Origin of the sequence: Stenotrophomonas sp. Iso1, from assembly GCF_027497995.1 — a bacterium.
In the GTDB taxonomy this organism is placed as follows: Bacteria; Pseudomonadota; Gammaproteobacteria; order Xanthomonadales; family Xanthomonadaceae; genus Stenotrophomonas.
The window spans coordinates 1,637,781-1,658,900 of sequence record NZ_JAODBT010000001.1 but is presented as its reverse complement, the minus strand read 5'-3'; the positions used below and the strand labels follow the sequence as shown (position 1 = coordinate 1,658,900).

17 protein-coding genes are annotated in these 21,120 nt (G+C 61.1%); 6 read left to right on the top strand and 11 right to left on the bottom strand.

Translation table 11 applies throughout. The annotated features are described in order from the left end of the window. Nucleotides 1–149: 149 nt before the first annotated feature. The 8 genes from galU to cmk all read right to left on the bottom strand — a co-directional run bounded on the left by galU (nt 150) and on the right by cmk (nt 8,444). Complete coding sequence (gene galU, locus PAN08_RS07265; protein ID WP_269790777.1) at nt 150–1,028, bottom strand: UTP--glucose-1-phosphate uridylyltransferase GalU; 879 nt, start codon at nt 1,026–1,028, stop codon at nt 150–152. Beyond that, nucleotides 1,028–2,944 carry a nucleoside-diphosphate sugar epimerase/dehydratase gene (locus tag PAN08_RS07260; RefSeq protein ID WP_269790776.1) on the bottom strand — a complete coding sequence of 639 codons (1,917 nt, stop codon included), beginning with the start codon at nt 2,942–2,944 and terminating at the stop codon, nt 1,028–1,030. The genes galU and PAN08_RS07260 overlap by 1 nt, the downstream gene beginning before the upstream one ends. Beyond that, a complete protein-coding gene (locus tag PAN08_RS07255) occupies nt 2,944–3,930 on the bottom strand; it encodes a lipopolysaccharide biosynthesis protein (protein WP_269790775.1) in 987 nt (328 codons plus the stop codon). Before PAN08_RS07255 ends, PAN08_RS07260 begins: the two co-directional genes overlap by 1 nt. A 3-nt stretch (nt 3,931–3,933) precedes the next feature. Next, nucleotides 3,934–5,112, bottom strand: a complete 1,179-nt coding sequence (gene lapB / locus PAN08_RS07250) for a lipopolysaccharide assembly protein LapB (protein WP_269790774.1) — start codon at nt 5,110–5,112, stop codon at nt 3,934–3,936. A gap of 6 nt (nt 5,113–5,118) precedes the next feature. Next, nucleotides 5,119–5,415, bottom strand: a complete 297-nt coding sequence (locus PAN08_RS07245; protein WP_269790773.1) for a LapA family protein — start codon at nt 5,413–5,415, stop codon at nt 5,119–5,121. 78 nt (nt 5,416–5,493) lie between these two features. Beyond that, nucleotides 5,494–5,799 (bottom strand): integration host factor subunit beta, encoded by a 306-nt coding sequence (locus tag PAN08_RS07240; RefSeq protein WP_057632387.1) that lies wholly within the window; start codon nt 5,797–5,799, stop codon nt 5,494–5,496. Nucleotides 5,800–5,890: 91 nt separating this feature from the next. Next, on the bottom strand, nt 5,891–7,570 hold the full coding sequence (gene rpsA, locus PAN08_RS07235; protein ID WP_269790772.1) for a 30S ribosomal protein S1: 1,680 nt from the start codon (nt 7,568–7,570) through the stop codon (nt 5,891–5,893). A 196-nt stretch (nt 7,571–7,766) separates the two neighbouring features. Then, entirely contained in the window at nt 7,767–8,444 is a 678-nt protein-coding gene (cmk, locus tag PAN08_RS07230; protein WP_269790771.1) for a (d)CMP kinase, read from the bottom strand. A 190-nt stretch (nt 8,445–8,634) separates the two neighbouring features. On the opposite strand from cmk, the gene ykgO reads away from it, so the two are divergent. The 6 genes from ykgO to PAN08_RS07200 all read left to right on the top strand — a co-directional run bounded on the left by ykgO (nt 8,635) and on the right by PAN08_RS07200 (nt 13,121). Further along, a complete protein-coding gene (gene ykgO / locus PAN08_RS07225; protein ID WP_057628212.1) occupies nt 8,635–8,760 on the top strand; it encodes a type B 50S ribosomal protein L36 in 126 nt (41 codons plus the stop codon). 128 nt (nt 8,761–8,888) lie between these two features. Beyond that, nucleotides 8,889–9,218, top strand: coding sequence for a hypothetical protein (locus PAN08_RS07220; RefSeq protein ID WP_269790770.1), 330 nt, complete (start codon nt 8,889–8,891; stop codon nt 9,216–9,218). 82 nt (nt 9,219–9,300) lie between these two features. Continuing rightward, nucleotides 9,301–10,353, top strand: a complete 1,053-nt coding sequence (locus PAN08_RS07215; RefSeq protein ID WP_269790769.1) for an agmatine deiminase family protein — start codon at nt 9,301–9,303, stop codon at nt 10,351–10,353. 111 nt (nt 10,354–10,464) lie between these two features. Next, on the top strand, nt 10,465–11,352 hold the full coding sequence (locus PAN08_RS07210) for a carbon-nitrogen hydrolase (protein WP_269790768.1): 888 nt from the start codon (nt 10,465–10,467) through the stop codon (nt 11,350–11,352). A 13-nt stretch (nt 11,353–11,365) separates the two neighbouring features. After that, nucleotides 11,366–11,896, top strand: a complete 531-nt coding sequence (locus PAN08_RS07205) for a GNAT family N-acetyltransferase (protein WP_269790767.1) — start codon at nt 11,366–11,368, stop codon at nt 11,894–11,896. 4 nt (nt 11,897–11,900) lie between these two features. Further along, nucleotides 11,901–13,121, top strand: a complete 1,221-nt coding sequence (locus PAN08_RS07200; RefSeq protein WP_269790766.1) for a TraB/GumN family protein — start codon at nt 11,901–11,903, stop codon at nt 13,119–13,121. 247 nt (nt 13,122–13,368) lie between these two features. Here the strand turns inward: PAN08_RS07200 and PAN08_RS07195 are convergent, their stop codons facing one another. From PAN08_RS07195 to PAN08_RS07185, 3 genes are read right to left on the bottom strand one after another with little or no spacing between them, the layout of a single operon-like run. After that, a complete protein-coding gene (locus PAN08_RS07195) occupies nt 13,369–16,437 on the bottom strand; it encodes an efflux RND transporter permease subunit (protein ID WP_269790765.1) in 3,069 nt (1,022 codons plus the stop codon). A 5-nt stretch (nt 16,438–16,442) separates the two neighbouring features. Then, nucleotides 16,443–19,910 (bottom strand): efflux RND transporter permease subunit, encoded by a 3,468-nt coding sequence (locus tag PAN08_RS07190; protein ID WP_269790764.1) that lies wholly within the window; start codon nt 19,908–19,910, stop codon nt 16,443–16,445. Then, on the bottom strand, nt 19,907–21,040 hold the full coding sequence (locus PAN08_RS07185; protein ID WP_269790763.1) for an efflux RND transporter periplasmic adaptor subunit: 1,134 nt from the start codon (nt 21,038–21,040) through the stop codon (nt 19,907–19,909). Before PAN08_RS07185 ends, PAN08_RS07190 begins: the two co-directional genes overlap by 4 nt. Between the last annotated feature and the right edge of the window lie 80 nt (nt 21,041–21,120).

Genomic DNA, 21,120 nt, shown 5'->3' with positions numbered 1-21,120 from the left:
GTGCTAAACCCTGCTCGGCAGAAGCTGTCCCGACGCAGCCAGCGAAAAACCCAAGAAAAAGCCCGGAAGCCCTGCAATCAGGACGTCCAGGCTCTTTTGATGCATCGACCAGAAGCGCGTCTCGGCTGAACTTCAGCGGCCCGAGCAACTCATTCGGCCAACATCTTCTTCATTATTTCGCGCGCCGGATCAGCCAGCTTTTCGTTCTCCAGCGCGAAACGAATGGTGGCCTCGACCAGCCCCAGATGGGTGCCGCAGTCAAAGCGCTTACCCTCAAAACGATACGCGTTCACCGGCTCGCTCTTGAGCAATTGGGCGATGGCATCGGTCAGCTGGATCTCGCCACCGGCGCCGGTCTCAGTGTGCTCCAGCAGCTCGAAAATCTTCGGGCTGAGCACATAGCGCCCCACCACCGCCAGGTCACTGGGCGCGTCCTCCGGCTTTGGCTTTTCGACAATCTGTGAAATCCGACCATGGCGGCCATCGAATGTCTCAGTAGCGACGATGCCATAACTGCCGGTCTTGTCATGCGGCACGTCTTCAACGGCGATCACGCTGGCGCCGGTCGCCTGATTGAGGTCGGCCATTTGCTTGAGTGCGCCGGCGCCACGGTTCCAGATCAGATCGTCTGGCAGCAACACGGCAAACGGCTCATCACCGATGATGGCCTTGGCACACAGCACCGCATGGCCCAAGCCCAAGGCCTCGGTCTGGGTAACGAACACCGCACGCACGCCTTTGGGCAGTACGTGCCGGATCAGTTCCAACTGCTCCAGCTTGCCAGCCCGCTCGAGCTTCTGTTCCAACTCGTAGGCTTTGTCAAAATAATCAGCCACCGCGTGCTTGTAGCGGTTGGTGATGAACACCAGCGTGTCGCAACCCGCCTCAATGGCCTCATCCACCGCGTACTGGATCAACGGCCGGTCGATGATCGGCAGCATCTCCTTGGGAACGGTCTTGGTCGCGGGCAAAAACCGCGTGCCGAGCCCTGCAACTGGAAATACCGCCTTTTTAATACGACCGCTCATCAGTGATTCCTTCCTGCTTCCTTGGTGGGGAACTGCACAATCTTTGCCGTCGCACTACGCACGGCATGTTCTACAACGGGCTGAAATTCGGGAATCGTGGCGGACAGAATATTGCGCATCACGTCTATGTCATAGGCAGCAATCGCACGTCGCAGCACCGCCACGTTGTTAAGCACCAACTCTGGCGAAAATTCCCGCACACCGGCTTCAAACACCTTCGGGTGTGCGGTTGGCTGGCAGTTCTCATCGTCGTAGAACAAGCTTTCGTGCAGCTTCTCGCCCGCACGAAGCCCGGTATAGACGATGGAAATATCCATGCCGGGCACCTTCCCCGCCAGCCGGATCATCTGCTCAGCCAAGTGCCGGATAAATACGGGTTCGCCCATGTCCAGCATGTAGATGGCGCCACGCGACGAAGAGGCTGCAGCCTGCAGAATCAGCAGACACGCCTCCGGAATCGTCATGAAGTAGCGACTGACATCCGGATGCGTCACCGTTATCGGCCCACCGGTGCGAATCTGCTCCCGGAACATCGGAACCACGCTGCCCACCGATCCCAGCACGTTGCCAAAACGCACCGTGACGAAACGCGTTGAAGGGGAGCGCTTGTTCAAACTCTGACAGATCATTTCGGCGTAGCGTTTGCTCGCACCCAGTGCGTTGGCCGGGTCCACCGCCTTGTCAGTCGAGATGAAGACAAAGTTCTCCACTCCGCTCTCGACACAGGCAGTGGCCACACATTCGGTCGCCAGCGTGTTGTTACGCACCGCTTCGCGCAACTGCTCTTCCAACAATGGCACCTGCTTGTAAGCGGCGGCATGAAACACGGTGTCAGGCTTGAAGCTGCTCAAGGCGTGCCGGACCACTGCAGGGTCGCCGCAATCGCCCAGCACTCCATGCACCTGCAAGTCTGGAAAACTGCGGCGCAGCTCGGCCTGGATGTTGATCATCAGCAGCTCGCTGATTTCCAGCACAACAATGCGCGTGGCGCCATGGCGTGCTACCTGACGGCAAAGCTCGGAGCCGATCGAGCCACCACCACCGGTAACGAGCACCGTGCGACCGCGCAACCAGCCGCGAATCAATTCCCAGTCAGGAAGAATTGGCTTGCGCCCCAGCAAGTCCTCGATCGCCACTTCCTTCAGCTGGCCGGGCAACGAGCTGCCCTCGAGAATGTCCGCCAACTTCGGCACGGTTCGGAACGGCAGACCTGTGCTTTCACACAATCCCACCACCCGCTGCATGCCTGCCGCGTCCAGCGTGGGGATGGCGATCACCAGCAGCTTCGCATCGGTTTCGTTGGCCACCGAGGCCACGTCATCCAGTCCACCTAGAATCGGAATGCCGTGCAGGTTTGCTCCCCGCAGATGCGTCGAATCATCCAGCGCGCCGACAGGCTCGTAATCGCCAGAACGACGCAGATCCTTGATCAGCGATTCGGCGGCCCGGCCAGCACCAAGCACCAACACCCGACGTGCCCGCGCGTCGGATTGGACGTTCTGATAGTCCTTCCATGCCCGATACAGCAAGCGTGGAGTACCCAAAAGCGCTGAGAGAGCGAATGGATACACCACCAAGACAGATATTGGGATGCCCTCCAGCCGGCGGTACGAAAACACCACAACGACGGCCAACAGGCCGACAAAGCTCGCCTTGAAGATGTTGATCAGGTCGGCGACGCTGGCAAAGCGCCAGAGGCCGCGATACAACCCTACCTTCCAGAAGGCGACCGCCTGCAGGGCGACCACTACCAGCACATCCGGTGAGAACAGGGGCAATGCCGGTGCGTTTTCCAGCATGGCGTAGCGAGCGGCAAACAGCAGCTGCCAACACAGCCAGACCATGGCCAAGTCGTGCAGCATCACCGCATAACGCAAGCCACCGTCTGCAAAGAAACGCTTTTGCCAGGATGCCATCAGCTCTCGTCCTTAATGAAAAATCGCCTGCGCAGGAAAAACCAGGCCACTGCTGTCGCAGTCACCCATATCACGCCCCCTGCCCATCCCCAACCTTGGGAAAGCCTTGAAAACAACGCTGCAAGTGTAGTTCCGCAAAGGGTAAAGAGCGAATAGCCTCCCGTAACAAGGGAGTGACTCCATTCACGCTTTACGAAACGTTGGTACAAATGTTGGGTATGTGGCTGCATCCAGCGCTCGCCTTTGGACATCCGCGTCAGCAATGTGAAGCCGGCATCAACGAAGAACGCGGCTGGCAGCATCAACCATAGCGGCATGGCCAACTCGGTCACACTCAGGCCGAGCGCCAACAACCCCGCCATCAAGTAGCCCAGCGCCCCGCTTCCCACATCCCCCATGAATACCCGGGCCTTGGGGAAATTGAACGGGAGAAAGCCCAAGCACGCGGCTGCCACCACCAGACCAACCAATGCATACGGAAATGGAAGTAGAAAGGCGGTGCCAATGGCCACCAGAATCGCCTGAGTGACCGCCAGGCCGTTGATCCCATCCATGAAATTCCAGATGTTGATCAACGAGACGGCAAGCAGCGCGCAGAACAACGCCTTGATCATGCTGCCACTGCCCGTCCAAACCAGCAGCCCTAACAGAATCGCCGCCAGCAGATGCACTCCCAGCCGAGGAAGCGCAGGCAGTGAACGATGGTCGTCCCACCAACCTATCCCCGCCACCATCATCAAGCCAAGAGCGAACACGCCAACAGGCACAGCGGCAGCCGGATACAGCAGTGCCGCTGCGAAACAAGCCGCCAGCACTGAAACCACGATGCCGACGCCGCCCCCGCGCGGCGTGGAGACGGTGTGACTACGTCGCTCACCCGGCATATCTACCAGCTGGCGCTTGACCGCATAGCGAATGGCCAGCCAGGTCGCCGCCACGGCCACGCCGAAGGTGACCAACGGGAGCCAAAGATGATGCAGGGACACGCCTTAGAGCACCGCGTAGTTCAGCAGCGGCTTGACCGTCCCCCACTCCTTGCAACTGGGACATTGCCAATGGTGGGTACGTGCACCAAAGCCACAACGGGTACAGCGGTAGGCAGGGTTGCGAACCAACAACTGATCAGTGATGTGCTTTAGATCGTGCAGCGTGGCAATCGGGTCAGCCCCTTCGGCCAGCGTCAGATCAATCAACGCCGACTCGCCGCGCACCGATGGCCGGTCCTTCAACTGGCGCCCCAGATAAGCACGCGCCGGGGCGGCACCCTCCTGCTCTTCCATCAAATGCGTCAACGCCAGTACCGGCGCGATGCCCCGGTAGTGTTCGGTCATCTCCGCAAGGAACGCCCTCGCGCCGGCGATATCACCGACATTGCGATAGTTCTTGACCAGCTGCGGCAGGATTTCGGGCAAGTAGTCCGGGTCGTTGCGTGCAGCGCGCTCGAATGCACGCACTGCTGCCTCGTCGTTGCCAAAATCACTCTCCAGACGGCCCTCAATGATGCCCGCGCGCACGCTCATCGCGTCGGCAGCATTGGCACGATTGATCGCGGCACGCGCGTCATCCAGGCGACCCGCAGCACGATAGCGCTCGGCCAGTTCGCACTCGAACTGCCCAATCAGCTTACCCATCGGCTCATCGGTGACCTGCTCATAGCGGGTAGCGTTCTCGATCGCCTTTTCCCAATCGCGCTCGGCCTGATAGATGCTGATCAAGTGTTTGAGTGCCTGCGGTGCGCGCTGATCAAGCTGCGCCAACTCGGTAAAAACTGTCTCGGCGCGGTCGAGCAGACCGGACTTCATATAGTCCTCGCCCAGCGCCAGCAGTGCCTGGACGCGCTGCGCATCACTCAGATCGCCACGATTGACCAAGCCCTGATGCAGACGGATGGCACGATCCACTTCGCCACGGCGACGGAACAAATGCCCTAGCGCCACCTGCGTTTCGAACGTCTCCTTGTCCAGTTCCGCGATATGCAGGAACAGTTCGATGGCCTTGTCCGGCTGCTCGTTGAGCAGATAGTTCAGGCCGCGAAAATACGTGCTGGACAGGCGACTGACCTGATTCTCGCTGTGGCGCTGGCCACCTCGGCGGCCCACCACCCAGCCGCCAACCGCTGCGATCGGCAAGCACAGGAAAAACCAGAACCACTCACTGATAAAGGCCATCTTCGATCAGCGCCCGTCGAAAGGAGAAGGAGATTGCACCGTAGCCGCAGGCTCGGGAACCGCGGTGGAAACAGCCTTGTTGGCACGCCGCAACTTGGCATACATGGGCACGACCAGACCGGCCAGCACCATGCCACCGCCTACCAGCGCACCTACCAGCAGCGATGCAATGATCGCGATACCAGAGGTGGTCTTGAGCACCCAGAATGCCAGGCTGATCTCAATTGGCTGGGAGTTGAGCGAGCCAATCACCAGGCCGCCGACAAGAACTGCCAGCAGGATCAATAAACGGACGATCTTCATGCGGCAGCTGCTCCAATAACAAGAGACCGTAGCTTACCGAATCAGCGCATGAATGCGCAGCGAAGCATGGCAGCCGTTTCAGGCTGGATCGCTTTCCAGCGGCACCACCGAGCTGACGCGTTCGCGCAGCTCCTTGCCCGGCTTGAAATGCGGCACATGCTTACCCGGCAACGCTACCGACTCACCCGTCTTCGGGTTGCGGCCCAAGCGTGGCGGGCGGTAATGCAGTGAAAAACTACCAAAACCGCGAATCTCGATGCGATCCCCGGAGGACAACGACCCACCCATCATTTCCAACAACGACTTCACCGCCAGATCGACATCATCGGCCTTCAGGTGCGCCTGGTGGCGCGCGAGGATTTCGATCAATTCGGATTTAGTCATTGCGTACTCGCCAATGGCAGGGTTTCAACCCTGAAGCGGCCCGGATTGATATCCGGGCCGCCCAGGTCACATCTGCAACAGGATGCCCGAATTACTCGGACTTGTTGCTGTTCAACTGTGCACGAAGCAGCGCACCCAGCTGGGTGGTGCCGCCGGAAGCGGACTGGTAGTCCTCCAGCGTTTCGCGCATTTCAGCATCGTCCTTGGCCTTGATCGACAGCTGCAGGGTGCGGCCCTTGCGGTCCATGCCCACAAACTTGGCTTCGACCTTGTCGCCAACCTTCAGGTGCTGGGTAGCGTCGTCCACACGATCGACACTGATGTCGCGTGCAGCAACGTAGCCTTCGATGCCGTCAGCCAGTTCGATGATGGCGCCCTTGGCGTCAACTTCCTTGACCACGCCTTCGACCTTCGAGCCCTTCGGATTGATCGCCATGAACTGGCCGAACGGATCCTGCTCAAGCTGCTTGACGCCCAGCGAGATGCGCTCGCGCTCCGGATCGACCGCCAGAACAACGGCTTCCAGGGTGTCGCCCTTCTTGTAGTTGCGGACCACGTCTTCGCCGGTGGTGTTCCAGCTGATGTCCGACAGGTGCACCAGGCCATCGATACCGCCGTCCAGGCCGATGAAGATGCCGAAGTCGGTGATCGACTTGATCTGGCCTTCAACCTTGTCGCCCTTCTTGAAGATGGCAGCGAAGGTTTCCCACGGATTGGCGGCAACCTGCTTCATGCCCAGCGAGATGCGGCGACGCTCCTCGTCGACGTCCAGGACCATGACTTCAACTTCGTCACCGACCTGCACAACCTTGGACGGGTTGACGTTCTTGTTGGTCCAATCCATCTCCGAAACGTGCACCAAGCCTTCGACGCCCGGCTCGATCTCGACGAATGCGCCGTAATCGGTGACGTTGGAGACCTTGCCGAACACGCGGCTGTTGGCCGGGTAACGACGGGCGATGTTGTCCCACGGATCTTCGCCCAGCTGCTTCAGACCCAGCGAAACGCGGTTGCGCTCGCGGTCGAACTTCAGCACGCGCACGTCCAGCTCGTCGCCGACGTTCACGACTTCGGACGGATGGCGCACGCGCTTCCATGCCATGTCGGTGATGTGCAGCAGGCCGTCGATACCGCCCAGGTCCACGAATGCGCCGTAATCGGTCAGGTTCTTGACGACACCCTTCAGAATCGCGCCTTCCTGCAACTTGTCCATCAGCTGCTCGCGCTCTTCCGAGTGCTCGCTCTCGACAACTGCACGACGCGAAACGACCACGTTGTTACGCTTGCGGTCGAGCTTGATGAGCTTGAACTCCAGCTCCTTGCCTTCCAGGTAGGCCGGGTCGCGCACCGGGCGCACATCCACCAGCGAACCAGGCAGGAACGCGCGGACATCCTTGATGTCCACGGTGAAACCACCCTTGACCTTGCCGCTGATGCGGCCGGTGATGGTTTCGTTCTTTTCCAGCGCTTCTTCCAGCTCGTCCCACACCATGGCGCGCTTGGCTTTCTCGCGCGACAACACGGTTTCGCCGAAGCCGTTCTCGATCGAGTCGAGGGCGACCTTGACCTGGTCGCCTTCAGCGACATCGATCTCGCCAGCGTCGTTACGGAACTGTTCGATCGGCACAATGCCTTCAGACTTCAGGCCGGCGTTGATCACCACCACGTCGCCGCGAACTTCCACGACGGTACCGATAACGATGGAACCGGGCTTCAGCTTGGCCAGATTGGCCTGGCTGGCTTCAAACAGTTCTGCAAATGATTCGGTCATTAGATTTACTCAATTGAACAAATGGACAGCGGATCTGTTGCGGAAATCCGTACTGCCCAGCCTGTTGGACGACCCCATGAAAGCAGCCGCATGTGAATGAAAAAGCCCACCACGCACCATTGCGCAGCGGGGTTGTTGCAACTTCTCTATCTGCGACTGCAGCCGATGGACTGGCCACACTCAACGCTGCATTGGATCAGGCTTCCTTGTTGGAAACCAGACCCAGCACCTTGGCAACGACGTCGTCGATGCCAATACCGCTGGTGTCGATGAGAACGGCGTCTTCGGCCGGCCTCAGGGGCGCCACTGCGCGCTGTGCATCACGGGCGTCGCGGGCCATGATCTCGCGCAGGAGATCGTCAAAGTTAACCGAAACCCCTTTTTCTTTCAACTGCTTATGCCGCCGCTGCGCCCGTTCTTCGGCGCTCGCAGTCAGGAATACCTTGAATGGGGCATCCGGGAAGATGACAGTTCCCATGTCACGGCCATCGGCCACCAAGCCCGGCAAAATTCTGAATGCGCGCTGGCGCTCCTTCAGCGCGGCCCGGACCTCGGGGATGGCCGCAATGGCCGAGGCCAAAGCCCCCGTGGTTTCCAGCCGGAGCTCGTCGGTGGCATCGGTGCCATTGACAAATACGCGCAGGCTCTCACCTTGTTCAGCAAACTGAACTTTGGTGTCGAATGTGCACCGCACCAACGCCGACGCATCGGAGGTGTCGATGTCCGCCCAGCTGGCCGCCACACCCACCGCACGATAAAGCGCACCTGAATCCAGGTATTGCCAGCCCAGCTGCCGGGCAACGATTCGACTGACGGTGCCCTTGCCTGCCCCGGACGGGCCATCAATGGTAAGAACGGGGGAAAGCTGGCTCATCTGGCTGCCTGATTTGGACTCGAATCAGGCTATTCTAGCGCCCCGCACAGCCGCTCCGGCGCCCCGTTCAATGCAACCACTTGAACGCGCATGGAATTACCCGGTAGAATGGCGGGCTTGAACGAGCGTCATCCTGCATATCCGCGGCCGCGCTCTTGAAAATTCCAACAGTTATCCGCCGAGGTATGCAATGAAAGTCCTGTCCTCCCTGAAGTCGGCGAAGACCCGTCACCGTGATTGCAAGGTTGTTCGCCGTCGCGGCAAGATCTTCGTGATCTGCAAGTCGAACCCGCGCTTCAAGGCTCGCCAGCGCTGAGCCGGTCGGCGCAAGCCGACACCGGAATCCGAAAGGGTTTCGGCTTTTCACAAAAAGCCGCCTCCGGGCGGTTTTTTGTTGCCGGTTTTTTGCTGTAATCGTCACCTGTCCTCTGGGGAGAAGCGACCATGAAGCAAATGTTGAAAACACTGACCCTGATCACCGCACTTGTCGCGGCGTCCGCGGCAACCGCCGACACGCTGTTGATTGAGCGTGCGCAGGAAAAACCTGCCGGCGCACTGCCAGCTCGCGGCGAAACCGCCAGCCAGGTCGAAGCTCGTTTTGGCGCACCGCAGGAACGGCTGGACCCGCGCGGCGGCCAAAAGCGCCAGTGGCCAACGATCAACCGCTGGGTCTACCCAGCATTCACTGTCTATTTCGAGAAGCAGCGCGTGATTGATGTAGTTGCCAACCAGGCAGCTCCCAACGAAATCGGCCCGAAGCCGCCGATCCGCTGACTTGGCCCGTGGTGGCCGGCAGTGACGCCAGTCACCACTTCCGTCCCAGCGCCATCGCGCCGGGCTCTACAAGCAAGAAGAAATGAACGACACGCTCCGCTTTCCTGCCGAATGGGAATCTCAGTCCGGCGTACTGATTGCCTGGCCACACGCCGATACCGACTGGGCCGACCGCCTGGCCGACGTCGAAGAAACCTATATCGCACTGGTCGCCGCCATCACCCGCTTCCAGCCGGTACTGATCTGCGTGGGCGATGACGACATCGAAACCTATGCCGAGATGCGCCTGCGCTCGAACCGCATCGACATGGAGCGCGTGCATTTCATCACCGCGCAATATGACGACACCTGGTTGCGTGACTCCGGCCCGATCACCCTCAAGCGCGCCGACGGCAGCTTCCAGCTGCTGGATTTCCGTTTCACCGGCTGGGGCGGAAAATTTGAGGCAAGTCTCGACGACCAACTGGTTGGCGCGCTTCACAGCGCTGGCGTATTCAACGCCAATGCCGACGTGCGCAGCATCCCGTTCGCACTGGAAGGCGGCGCGGTCGATACCGATGGTGCCGGTACCCTGCTGACCACATGGCAGTGCCTGCACGAACGCCACCCCGATCGCGACCGCGAATCGCTCAGCGCAGACATGGCGCAGTGGATGCACCAGGACCGCGTGCTGTGGCTGGACCACGGCTACCTGGAAGGCGACGACACTGACGCTCACGTTGACACCCTCGCCCGCTTCGCATCGGCGGACAGCATCGTTTACCAGGACTGCGACGACGCACAGGATTCGCATCACGCCGAACTCAGGGCGATGGGCGCGGAGCTGGCGGCAATGCGCACTGCCGACGGCCAGCCTTACCGCCTGTTCCCGCTGCCGTGGCCGCAGCCGGTGATCGACGAGGGCCGACGCCTGGCCGCGTCGTACGCCAACTTCCTGATCGTCAATGGCGCGGTGCTGATGCCAGCATATGGCGATGTGGCCGACGATGCGGCGCGTGATGTACTCGCACAGGCATTCCCGGACCGCGAAATCGTGCAGGTTCCCTGCCGCTCGCTGATCTGGCAGAACGGCAGCCTGCACTGCATCACCATGCAGCTGCCGGCCGGCCTGTTGCCCACCCGGATCGCGCCCTGACCATGCCCCGCTGGCGACGCAGCCAGCGGGCACTTACGTTCAGCCGCAGCGGACATTCCGCTGCGGCTTCCGCGCTACCATGCGCCCTTCCCATGCAGGATCTGTAACCGGATGAGCTCCCGCCACACCCTAACCGTCGCCCTTGTCCAGGAACGCAACCACGGCGATGCCGCTGCCAATCTGGAAGTCATCGAAGCCCGCGTGGCCGAGGCGGCCGCCCAAGGCGCGAAACTGGTGCTGCTGCAGGAGCTGCATAACGGTCCGTATTTCTGCCAGCACGAGTCGGTGGACGAGTTCGATCTCGCTGAGCCGATTCCCGGCCCGAGCACCGAGCGTCTGGGCGCGCTGGCCAAAAAGCACGGCGTGGTGATTGTCGGTTCGCTGTTCGAGCGCCGCGCCGCTGGCCTGTACCACAACACCGCCGTCGTCTTCGAGAAAGACGGCACCTTGCTGGGCAAGTACCGCAAGATGCACATTCCGGACGACCCGGGTTTCTATGAGAAGTTCTACTTCACGCCGGGCGATATCGGCTTCAAGCCGATCGACACCTCCGTGGGCCGCCTTGGCGTGCTGGTGTGCTGGGACCAATGGTATCCAGAAGCTGCACGCCTGATGGCGCTGGCCGGCGCAGAACTACTGCTCTATCCGACCGCCATCGGCTGGGATCCGGAAGACGTGCAGGACGAAAAGAACCGCCAGCGCGATGCCTGGGTACTGAGTCATCGCGGCCACGCTGTCGCCAATGGTGTACCGGTACTCAGCTGCAACCGTGTTGGCCATGAAGCCTCGCCACTGGGCGCTTCTGGCATCGACTTCTGGGGCAACAGCCACGTACTGGGCCCACAGGGCGAGTTCCTGGCCGAAGCCGGTACGGACGCAACCTTGCTGATCTGCGAGATCGACCTGCAGCGCAGCGAACACGTGCGCCGCATCTGGCCATTCCTGCGCGATCGTCGCATCGATGCCTACGGCGATCTGCTCAAGCGCTACATCGACTGATACAAGGCTCGCCGTGAACCTGCTGCTGCGCCCCGCCACCGCGGCCGATATTCCCGCCATCACCGCCATTTATGCGGTGGAGGTGCGCGAACTGGTCAACACCTACGAGTACGAGGTGCCGGCCGAAGGCGAAATGGCGCAACGCATGAACGACATCATCTCGCGTGGCTTTCCATACCTGGTCGCCACGCTCGATGGTGAGCTGGCCGGCTATGCCTACGCAAATACGTATCGCGGCCGCATCGCCTATCAATGGACGGTGGAGAACTCTGTGTACGTTGATGGCCGGTTCCAGGGCCATGGCGTAGGCAGTGCTTTGATGCAGGCGTTGATCGATGAGTGCACCGCGCGCGGATTCCGGCAGATGATCGCGGTGATCGGCGAACCCACCAATACTGCGTCGATCAAGCTGCACGAACGCTTCGGCTTCCAGCTGGTCGGCATCTTCCGAGGCCTCGGCCGCAAGCACGGGCGCTGGCTGGATACGGTGCAGATGCAACGCGCGCTCGGCGACGGTTCCGACAGCGCCCCAACGAATGAATGACCCCATGACTGAAACTCCCAATGAGGCCGGCAGCGATCTGCTGGCCGGCCAGCCAGTGCGCATCGTCGAACGCGATGGTGTGCGCTATACCCTGCTTGGCACCGCACATGTGTCTCAGGCCAGCGTGCAGGCAGTGGAACATGCCATCGGCAGCGGACAGTTTGATGCGGTCGCGGTCGAACTCGATCCGCAGCGTCTGCAGGCGTTGACCAACCCGAACGCACTCGCACAGCTGGACCTGGTTGACGTGATTCGCAAAGGCCGCGTCGCCTTGTTTGCCGCCAACCTTGCATTGGCCGCCTACCAGCGCCGCCTTGCCGAACAACTGGGCATCGAGCCGGGAGCCGAACTCAAGCGTGCGGTCACGTTGGCCAACGAGCAGAATCTGCCCGTGCATCTGATCGACCGCGATGTCGGCCTGACGTTCCGTCGCGCGTCTCAGCAGCTGGGCTTCTTCGGCAAGTTGAAGCTGGTCGCCGGGCTCGGGGCAGGCCTGTTCTCCTCGGAGGACGTGGGTGAGGACGAGATCGAAAAGCTCAAGCAGGGCGACATGCTTGAATCGAGCTTTGGTGAGTTCGCCAACGAAAGCCCAGCGCTATACGAAGCCATCATCGGCGAGCGCGACCGCTACATGGCCACCCGCCTGCGCCAGGAGCACAACAGCGAACAGCGCAATGTGCTGGCAGTAGTCGGCGCGGGCCATCTGGCAGGCCTTGCGCGTTACCTGGAAAGCGACACCGAAGCCCCCGGCCCACTGCTTGAACAGCTGGAATCGGTGCCGAAGAAGCGCAACATTCCGTGGATCACCCTGCTCATCCTTGCGGTGGTACTGACCGGCATCGGCATCGGCTTCTGGCGTGGCGGCCTGGACATGGGCACACAAATGCTCGCGACCTGGGCGATGTATACCGGCGGCTTGGCCGGCTTGGGTGCGTTGTTGGCTGCCAGCCATCCGTTGAGCATCCTCACTGCCATCGTAGTGGCGCCGTTCAAGCCGTTCCGCTTGAGCATTCCCACCGGCGCTTTCTCTGCGTTGGTGGAAACACGCCTGCGCAAGCCGACCTACCAGGATTTCCTGCAGCTGCGTGACGATGCGCAGACTGTGAAGGGCTGGTATCGCAATCGCGTCACCCGCATCGTGCTGACCTTCGTGTTGACCAACCTGGGCAGCATGCTGGGGTTGTGGCTGACCGGTTTCATTGTTTATGGGAAGTTGGCCGGTTGAGTTGGGTTTGGGTTCTTGCTTGAAGAAGATCTGCCCTCATCCCAACCCCTTTCCCGCTTGCGGGAGAGGGGCTTTGAACCTGCAGTTACCGGGAGCACGTCAATCGGCGATGCACTGAGCCCCTCTCCCGCGAGCGGGAAAGGCGTTGGGTGAGTGCAAGCTTTCGCTCCAGAATCACACCAGCAGCATCCCCAAAGAAAAGGCCCGCATCACTGCGGGCCTTTTCATTTCCTTGCAATAGTCAGGCTCAGCTTTCCATCGCCACCGGTTGTTCCGCCGGTAGGCCGCGTGCACGACGTACCAGCCGTGCCGTGCCGCTGCGCAGGTCATCCAGGATCGCGTAGATGGTTGGCAGAAACAGCAAGCTGACCACCGTCGAGAACGCCAAGCCGCCGGCAATTGCGCGTGCCATCGGGTAGTACGGCGGCATGCCATCGGCCGTCTGCGTGTTCAACGCAATCGGAATCATCGCCAGGATCGCAGTGCCCATCGTCATCATGATCGGGCGCAGACGCTCGCGGCTGCCTTCAATCAACGCCTCGGTACGCGGAACGCCCCGTCGTCGCAGATTGTTGATGTGTTCGATCATCACGATGCCGTTGTTCACCACCACACCCATCAGCACCAGGATGCCAATCACCGCCATGATGTTCATCTCGGTACCGGTCAGCCAGAACAGCCAGTAGACGCCGAAGATCGAGAACAACACGCAGGACATGATTGCCACCGGGAACAGCAGCGACTCGAACACCGCCGCCATGATCACCAGCATCAATACCAGCGCGATCACGATGGCGCTCTTCATCTGGTCCATGCCATCGAAGTTGATGTTGAAGCCCGCGCCATTGAACGTGTAGCCATAGCCCGGTGGGAACTGCACCCCTTCCAGTGTGGTTTCGATGGATTTGCGTGCCTGATCCATCGGCACATCCTTGGCCAGGCCCGCTTCGATGCGCAGCATGGTCTGCCGGTTCAGGCGCTGGATGGAGTTGGCCGCCGGATTGACGTTGACGTCCACCATCGCCAGCAGCGGAATTTCCTTGCCACTGGCGTTGCGCACCATGAACGAGGACAGATCCTCGATCCCGTAATCCTCGGAACCCGCAAAACGCACGTTGACTGGAATCTCGACATCATCGCGATGGAAATCGCGCAGCGAGGAGCCACGCAATGCCATGCCGACGAACTGCGCCACTTGTTGTGCGCTGAAGCCATAAGACGCTGCGCGCTCACGGTTCACCTGCACCGCAAGCTCGGTGTTGGCATCGCCGGTATCCACCCGCACGTCGCGCAACTTGGGATCACGCGACAGAATCGGCACGATGTCATCAGCCAGTTCGCGCAAGGTCTGGGTGGAATCACCCACCAGACTGAAGCGCACGCCCTGCCCTTCACTGCCCATGCCACCCGGCCAGCCAATACCGATCTTCGCGCGTGCCGATTGCGGCAAGCCCTTGCGGACCTCCTCCTCAATCTTCTTGCTCTGTTCGCGGTCATCGATGGACAGGTACAGTCGCGTCTGCGCCCAGCCCTGTTCGCTATAGCGGCTGTACACGCGCTCGATATGGAAATCCTTGCGGTGGGCATTGACGAACTCTTCCACCCGCGCCACTTCCTTGCCCATCTCCTCCTTGGAATAGGCACCGCGCCACTGATAGAAAATATTGATCTCATCCGGATCGTTGTCGTCACCGCCTCCCTGGATATGCGTCATCGGGTACACGCTGATGATGGACACCGCCAGGATGCCCGCCACACTCCAGCCGCGATGGGCAAGCGTCCAACGCAATAGTTTGGCGTAACGATTCTGCAGCCCGGTGATCAAGGGCGACTTGATTGCCGGCGGCGTCTTCATGCGCGCTGACAGCATCGGAATCAGGCTCACCGCCACCAGCCACGACGCCAGCAGCGAGAACGAAATCGTCACCGCCAGCTGCGACAGGTAGATGGTGATGATGTTCATGTCGCCGAACATCATCGGCAGGAACACCACGCAGTGGCACAAGGTGCCGGCGGACAAGGCAATGGCCACATGCCGCGTACCGATGATCGACGCCATCGCCGGCTGACCGGGATATTTTTCGCGCTCCTGGTAGATGCTCTCCACCACCACCACGGCGTTGTCCACCAACATTCCCACCGCCAGCAACAAGCCCATCATCGAGATGATGTTCAGACTGATGCCGGTGAAGTACATGAAGCCCAGCGTCATGATGAAACAGATGGGAATCGCCAGCGACACCATCAACGTCGAGGGCCAATGCCGCAGGAACGCGTAAAGCACGATCACCGACAGCAAGAGGCCGATCGCGCCGGCTTCAGCGAGTGCCAGCAATGAGCTGGTCACCGCCTTGCCAGAGTCGTAGGCAACTTCGATGTCCACCCCACGCATGGCCGGGTCATCTTCCAACAGCTTGATCTCGTCACCCACCGCGCGCGACAGCTCCACCAGGTTCGCCGAGCGCTCTTTGTAGATGTCCACGCCAACGCTGGGCTTGCCTTCCATCTGCCGCACATAGTTCATGCGCTGCGGCTGCAGACTGACCTCGGCAATGTCGGACAGACGCGTGCCACTGTTGTTGATGGGCAGGTCACGTAGCGCCTGAAGCTCCAACAGTTCGCCGCGCGGCTGCACGCGCAGCCGTCGTCCGTTCTCGGTGATCTGCCCTGCCGAAACCGAGAAATTGGCCGCCTGCAGCTTCTGTACCAGTTCGTTCAAGGCCACGCCGTGTGCGCTGACCCGGTCCTTATCGAGCGCAACCAACACTTCCTGTTTGGCGACGCCCTCTACTTCCACACGCGCGACACCAGGCAGACGCTCCAACCGCTGCTTGATGCTGCGCTCGATCATGTCAGCGCGCGCGGTCAGGTCTTCCTTGCTGTTGAGGCGCAGACTGATCGCTTCCTGGTCGCTGGTACTCCAGCGCTGCACGTAATAGCGACGGAAATCATCTGGCAGCTGGTCGCGTACCGCATCGATGCGCTCGCGCGCTTCAGACGCGGCCATGGCGATGTCGCGACTCCAATCGCTGAATTCGACCTGGATCTGGCCGCCTTCGGCGTTGGCACGCGAATTCATCATCTTGATGCCGGGCATCGTGGCGATGGCTTCTTCCACTGGACGCAGCAGATTGCGCTCCACCTCTTCCGGGGTCGAGCCGGGGTACGGCAGCGATACAAAGAAGAACGGGATGGTGGCTTCCGGCTCGGCTTCCAGCGGCAGCCGGAACGAGGCGATCAGGCCGATCACCACCATCGACACGAACAACATGATGGTGGTGACCGGGCGACGGATGGACAGCTCAGTGATGTTCATCCGTGTCAGTCCTTCGCGCCGCCGATCATGTCCTGCTCATGCGCCAGCACCTGTTCAGCCGCAGCGGCCTCACGACGTGCACGGCGACCCCGTTCGGCATAGAACTCATCCGGCTTGCGGTCGAGCAGGTCGTACACCACCGGAATCACCAGCAGCGTCAGCAGCGTCGATACCAGCAAGCCGCCGATCACGGTAATCGCCATCGGCGAGCGCACTTCGGCACCTTCGCCAAAGGCCAATGCCAGCGGTAGAAAGCCGAACACCGCGCACAACGTGGTCATCATGATCGGGCGCAGACGCGAACGTGCGCCTTCGACCAACGCGATGCGCTTGGCCACGCCGTCCTCGCGCAACTGGTTGACCTTGTCGATCAGGATGATGGCGTTCTTCACTACCAATCCCACCAACAGAATCAACCCGATGAACACCACCACCGATATCGGCGAACGCGACACCATCAATGCAGCTACCGCACCCACCAACGCCAGCGGGATGGTGAACAGGATGACAAACGGATGCAGCAGCGATTCGAACTGCGATGCCATCACCAGGTAGACCAGGAAAATCGCCAGGCCAAATGCAAACAACAATGAACGGATTGATTCACCCAGTTCTTCGCCCTGCCCACCGATGCGCATACCGACATCGGTACCCAGTGGATTTTTGGCAACCATGCTCTGCACTTCGGTAACGGCCGTGGCCAGGTCGATGTCGCGCAGGTTCGCCGAGACGATGGCCACGCGACGCTGGTCGGCGCGGTGAATCTCGCTCGGACCGGTAGTCGCCACCACATCGGCGACCGCGCCCAGCTCCACCGGCTTGTTGCCGGTCGGGTTGACGATCAAACGACGGATATCGTTCACCGACGCACGCTCGGATTCCTGCACCCGCACCAGCACATCGATCTTGCGATCACGGAAGCTGTAACGGGTGGCGACGTTACCGCGCACCTTGTTGACTACCGCATCAGCGATCTGCCGTGTGGTCAGGCCCAGTGCCGCAGCGCGGTCCTGGTCGAACAGGATCTGGATTTCCGGGAAACCCTGCTCCACCGTCGACTTGACGTCGGCGTAGTGTGGGTTCTCGCGCAGCATGCCCGCCAGACGATTGCCGGCAACGCGGATCGACTCCAGGTTGTTGCCTTCAATCTCGATTTCCAGCGGCGGCGACAGCGCGAACAGTTCCGGACGCGCAAAATCCACCTGCGCTTCAGGCCACTGCTGCACCGTCTTGCGCAGCTTCTCGGTCAACTCCGGCTCGCGCTTGGTGTCGCTCATCACCACCGACAACTTGCCGATGTTTTCGCCGCTCTCGGTCGGGCTGGCGTCCAGCCGCGTGCCTGTACCGGAGACGCCGTACAACAGGCGCACGCCTTCTTCATTGGCATGCGTGCGCTGCACTTCACGTACCAGCGCATCGGTCTGCGCCAGTGGCGTCCCGGGCGGCAGCTTGGCAGTCATCTCGAAGCGGTCCTGGGCGAGCTGCGGAATCAGATCCACGCCCAACAACGGCAACACCGCCAAGGTGAGCGCGAACGCCAACGTAGCGCCGCCAAGAATCGGCCACGGCCGTTTCAACGCAGCAGGCAGCATCCGCAGATAGCCTGCCTCGGCACGGTTGTATGGCGCCATCGCCAGGTCACTGGCCTTGCGCATCACCGGCCCAACCACCGCTGCAATGCCCCGGAACACCTTCACCACTGCCCACACCACGGCGAAGAAGCCATAGCGGAACATCGCACCGATGCCACGGCCTGCATAAGCGGCCGGTTTCTTCCAGCGGCTTTCCGGCTGCCACGGCTGACGCGGATCTTCTGCAGGAAACTCCAGCGGCGGGCGACCCTTCAAAGCGCTCAGCATCGGGATCAGCGTCATCGACACCACCAGTGACACCGCAATCGCAATCGACACGGTCAGCGCCTGGTCGCGGAACAACTGCCCGGCGATACCTTCCACGAACACCAGCGGCAGGAACACCGCGATGGTGGTCAGCGTAGAAGCAACCACCGCCATGAATACTTCACGCGTTCCCTTGATCGCAGCTTCCAGCACACCCATACCGCGCTCGCGCGCCTTGGCGATGGATTCAAGTACGACGATGGAATCATCCACCACCAGACCGGTCGCCAACGCCAGACCACCGAGTGACATCACGTTCAAGCTCAGACCCAGCTGGCCCATGAAGAAGAACGTGGCGATGATCGAGATCGGCAGCGACAGCGAGATCACAAACGTGCTCCAGCCATCGCGCAGGAACAGGAAGATGATCAGGATCGACAACAAACCACCGATCACCGCATCGATCTTGACGTCCTTGATGGCGTGGCGGATGAAGACCGACTGGTCTTCGACCATCGTCATCTCGATGTCCTTGGGCATCTGCTTGCGGATCAACTCCAGCCGCGTTTCCAGCGCATCAGCAGTGGAAACCGTATTGGCGTCGCCTTCCTTGTAGATGGCCAACTCCACTGCTTCATGGCCGGCGCTGCGGATCACCGCTTCGCGCTCTTTGTAGCCCTGGCGCACATCGGCCACGTCTTTCAGACGCACTGTTGCAACGCTACCGCCGGAACCATCATTGCGCATCGCGGCGATGACGTTGGGGTCGCGGCTGCCGAGGATGGCGGTCATCAACTGGCGGTTTTCGCTGGCTGCTGAGGCGCCGGAACCGGCCGCCGTGGTCAACAGCATTTCGCGCATCTGCTCGACCGTGGTGAACTGGTTGACGGTACGCACGAGATAACGCTGCGAGCCTTCTTCCAGACGGCCGCCGGACAGATTGACGTTTTCCTGCTGCAGGCGCTGGATCACGGTGTCCAGCGACAGGCCCAGCTGCGACAGCTTGCGCTGGTCGATGTCCACCTGGATTTCATCTTCCAGGCCACCGCCGACTTTCACCGCAGCCACGCCACTCACTGGCTCGAGCTTGCGCTTGAGATCTTCGTCGGCGTAACGACGCAACTCCATCAAGCTGCGTATGGCGTCGGTTTCATTGCTGGCGTCCTGCTTGGACGACAGCGCCAGGCGCATGATCGGCTGCGTCGACGGATTGAAACGCAGCAGCACGGGCGGCTTTGCCTCCAGCGGTAACTGCAGCGTCTCCATCTTGTCGCGCACGTCCAGCCCGGCCTGCTGCATGTCCGTGCCCCAGGCGAACTCCAGTACTACATCGCTCTGGCCGGTGCGCGAGATAGATTTGAGCTTGCGCAGGCCCTTGACGATGCCCAGCGCTTCTTCGGCAGGCTGCGAGATCAGTGTCTCCACTTCTGCCGGCGCCGCGCCTTCCAGATCGGTGCGCACGGTCAGCGTGGGGTAACTCAGGTCCGGCAGCAGTTCGACCTTCAGACTCGACAGCGAGATCAAGCCGAACAACACCAGGGTGAGCGTCATCATCGCGATGGTGACGCGGCGGCGCGTGGCGAATTCGATCAGGTCGAAGCCACCGCCAGAAGCCGATGGTTCGCGTGCACTCATTGTTTGGTCGCCTCTGCGGCCGGTGCCTTGGCCGCCGTGACCACCTTCTTCTCTTGACCGATCACCTGCACCGCGCTGCCCTCGCGCAACGCCGCCTTACCGGCAATCACCACTTCGTCGCCGGCCTTCAGGCCTTCGCGCACTTCAATCCAGCCAGCATCGTCGTAACCCAGCTTCAGCGTGGCGCGCTGTGCCTTGCCGTCGCGGATCACGAACACCGCAGGCTGACCGCCGTCTTCCAGCAGCGCATTGCGCGGCACCACCAGCGCGTCGGCACGCTGGTCGTAGTTGATGCTCAGGCGGCCAAACATGCCCGGCTGCAGATCGCTTTCTCCAGAGAATGCCGTCACCACACGGAAGGTACCGGTGCCGTTGTCGACCACTGGCGCCACACGGTCCACCGTGCCGGTGAATTGCCGGCCCGGCAGCGCGTCAGCAATCATGCCCACCGCCTGTCCAGGCTTGAGCTTGGCGATTTCCCGCTCGGGCACATTCAACGTGGCTTCCAGGCGGCTGGCATCGACGATGCGGATGATCGGCGAGTTGATCTGCACGAAGTTGCCCGGCTTGATGTCGCGTGATGCAACCACGCCTGAAATCGGCGCAACCACCGTGGTGTAAGACAGTTCCAACGTCGCCATGCGGTACTGCGCACGGGCGTTTTCAAGATCGAAACGCAGCTGATCGACGTCAGCGGCGCTCACCAGTTGTTGCTCAACCAGTTTCTGCGCACGGTGATAGCTGTTCTCCAGCTTGCGCATCTGCGCTTCGCCCTGCGCGACGCTCAAGCGGGCGCGGTCCGGATCCAATCGCACCAGCGCTTGCCCGGCGCGTACGACCTGGCCTTCTTCCACCAGAACGGCCAGCGCTACGCCAGACGTCTTGGCCACCACCTGCGACTCGGCGCGCGGTTCCAGCGCTGCAGTGCCGGTATAGCTGGCGGCGATGGCACGATGGGTAGCCTTGGCAACCTCTACCGGCACCGCGTCCACGGCTTTCTGCTCGTCGGGGGTCTTGGCCTGGGCCTCCTCGCCGCCGGCCTTGCAGCCGCCCAGCAGAAGCGACGTGGAAATGAGGAGAGCAGCAGCGCAGCTTCCGGTGCGGCCGTGCTGAGAGAAGAATCGCGACATCGTCAGGTCCCTGGGGATGCATTGGCGGGGTGTTGTAGCAAAGTATTGCACCACTTCACTTGGACACCATGCGCCAAAGG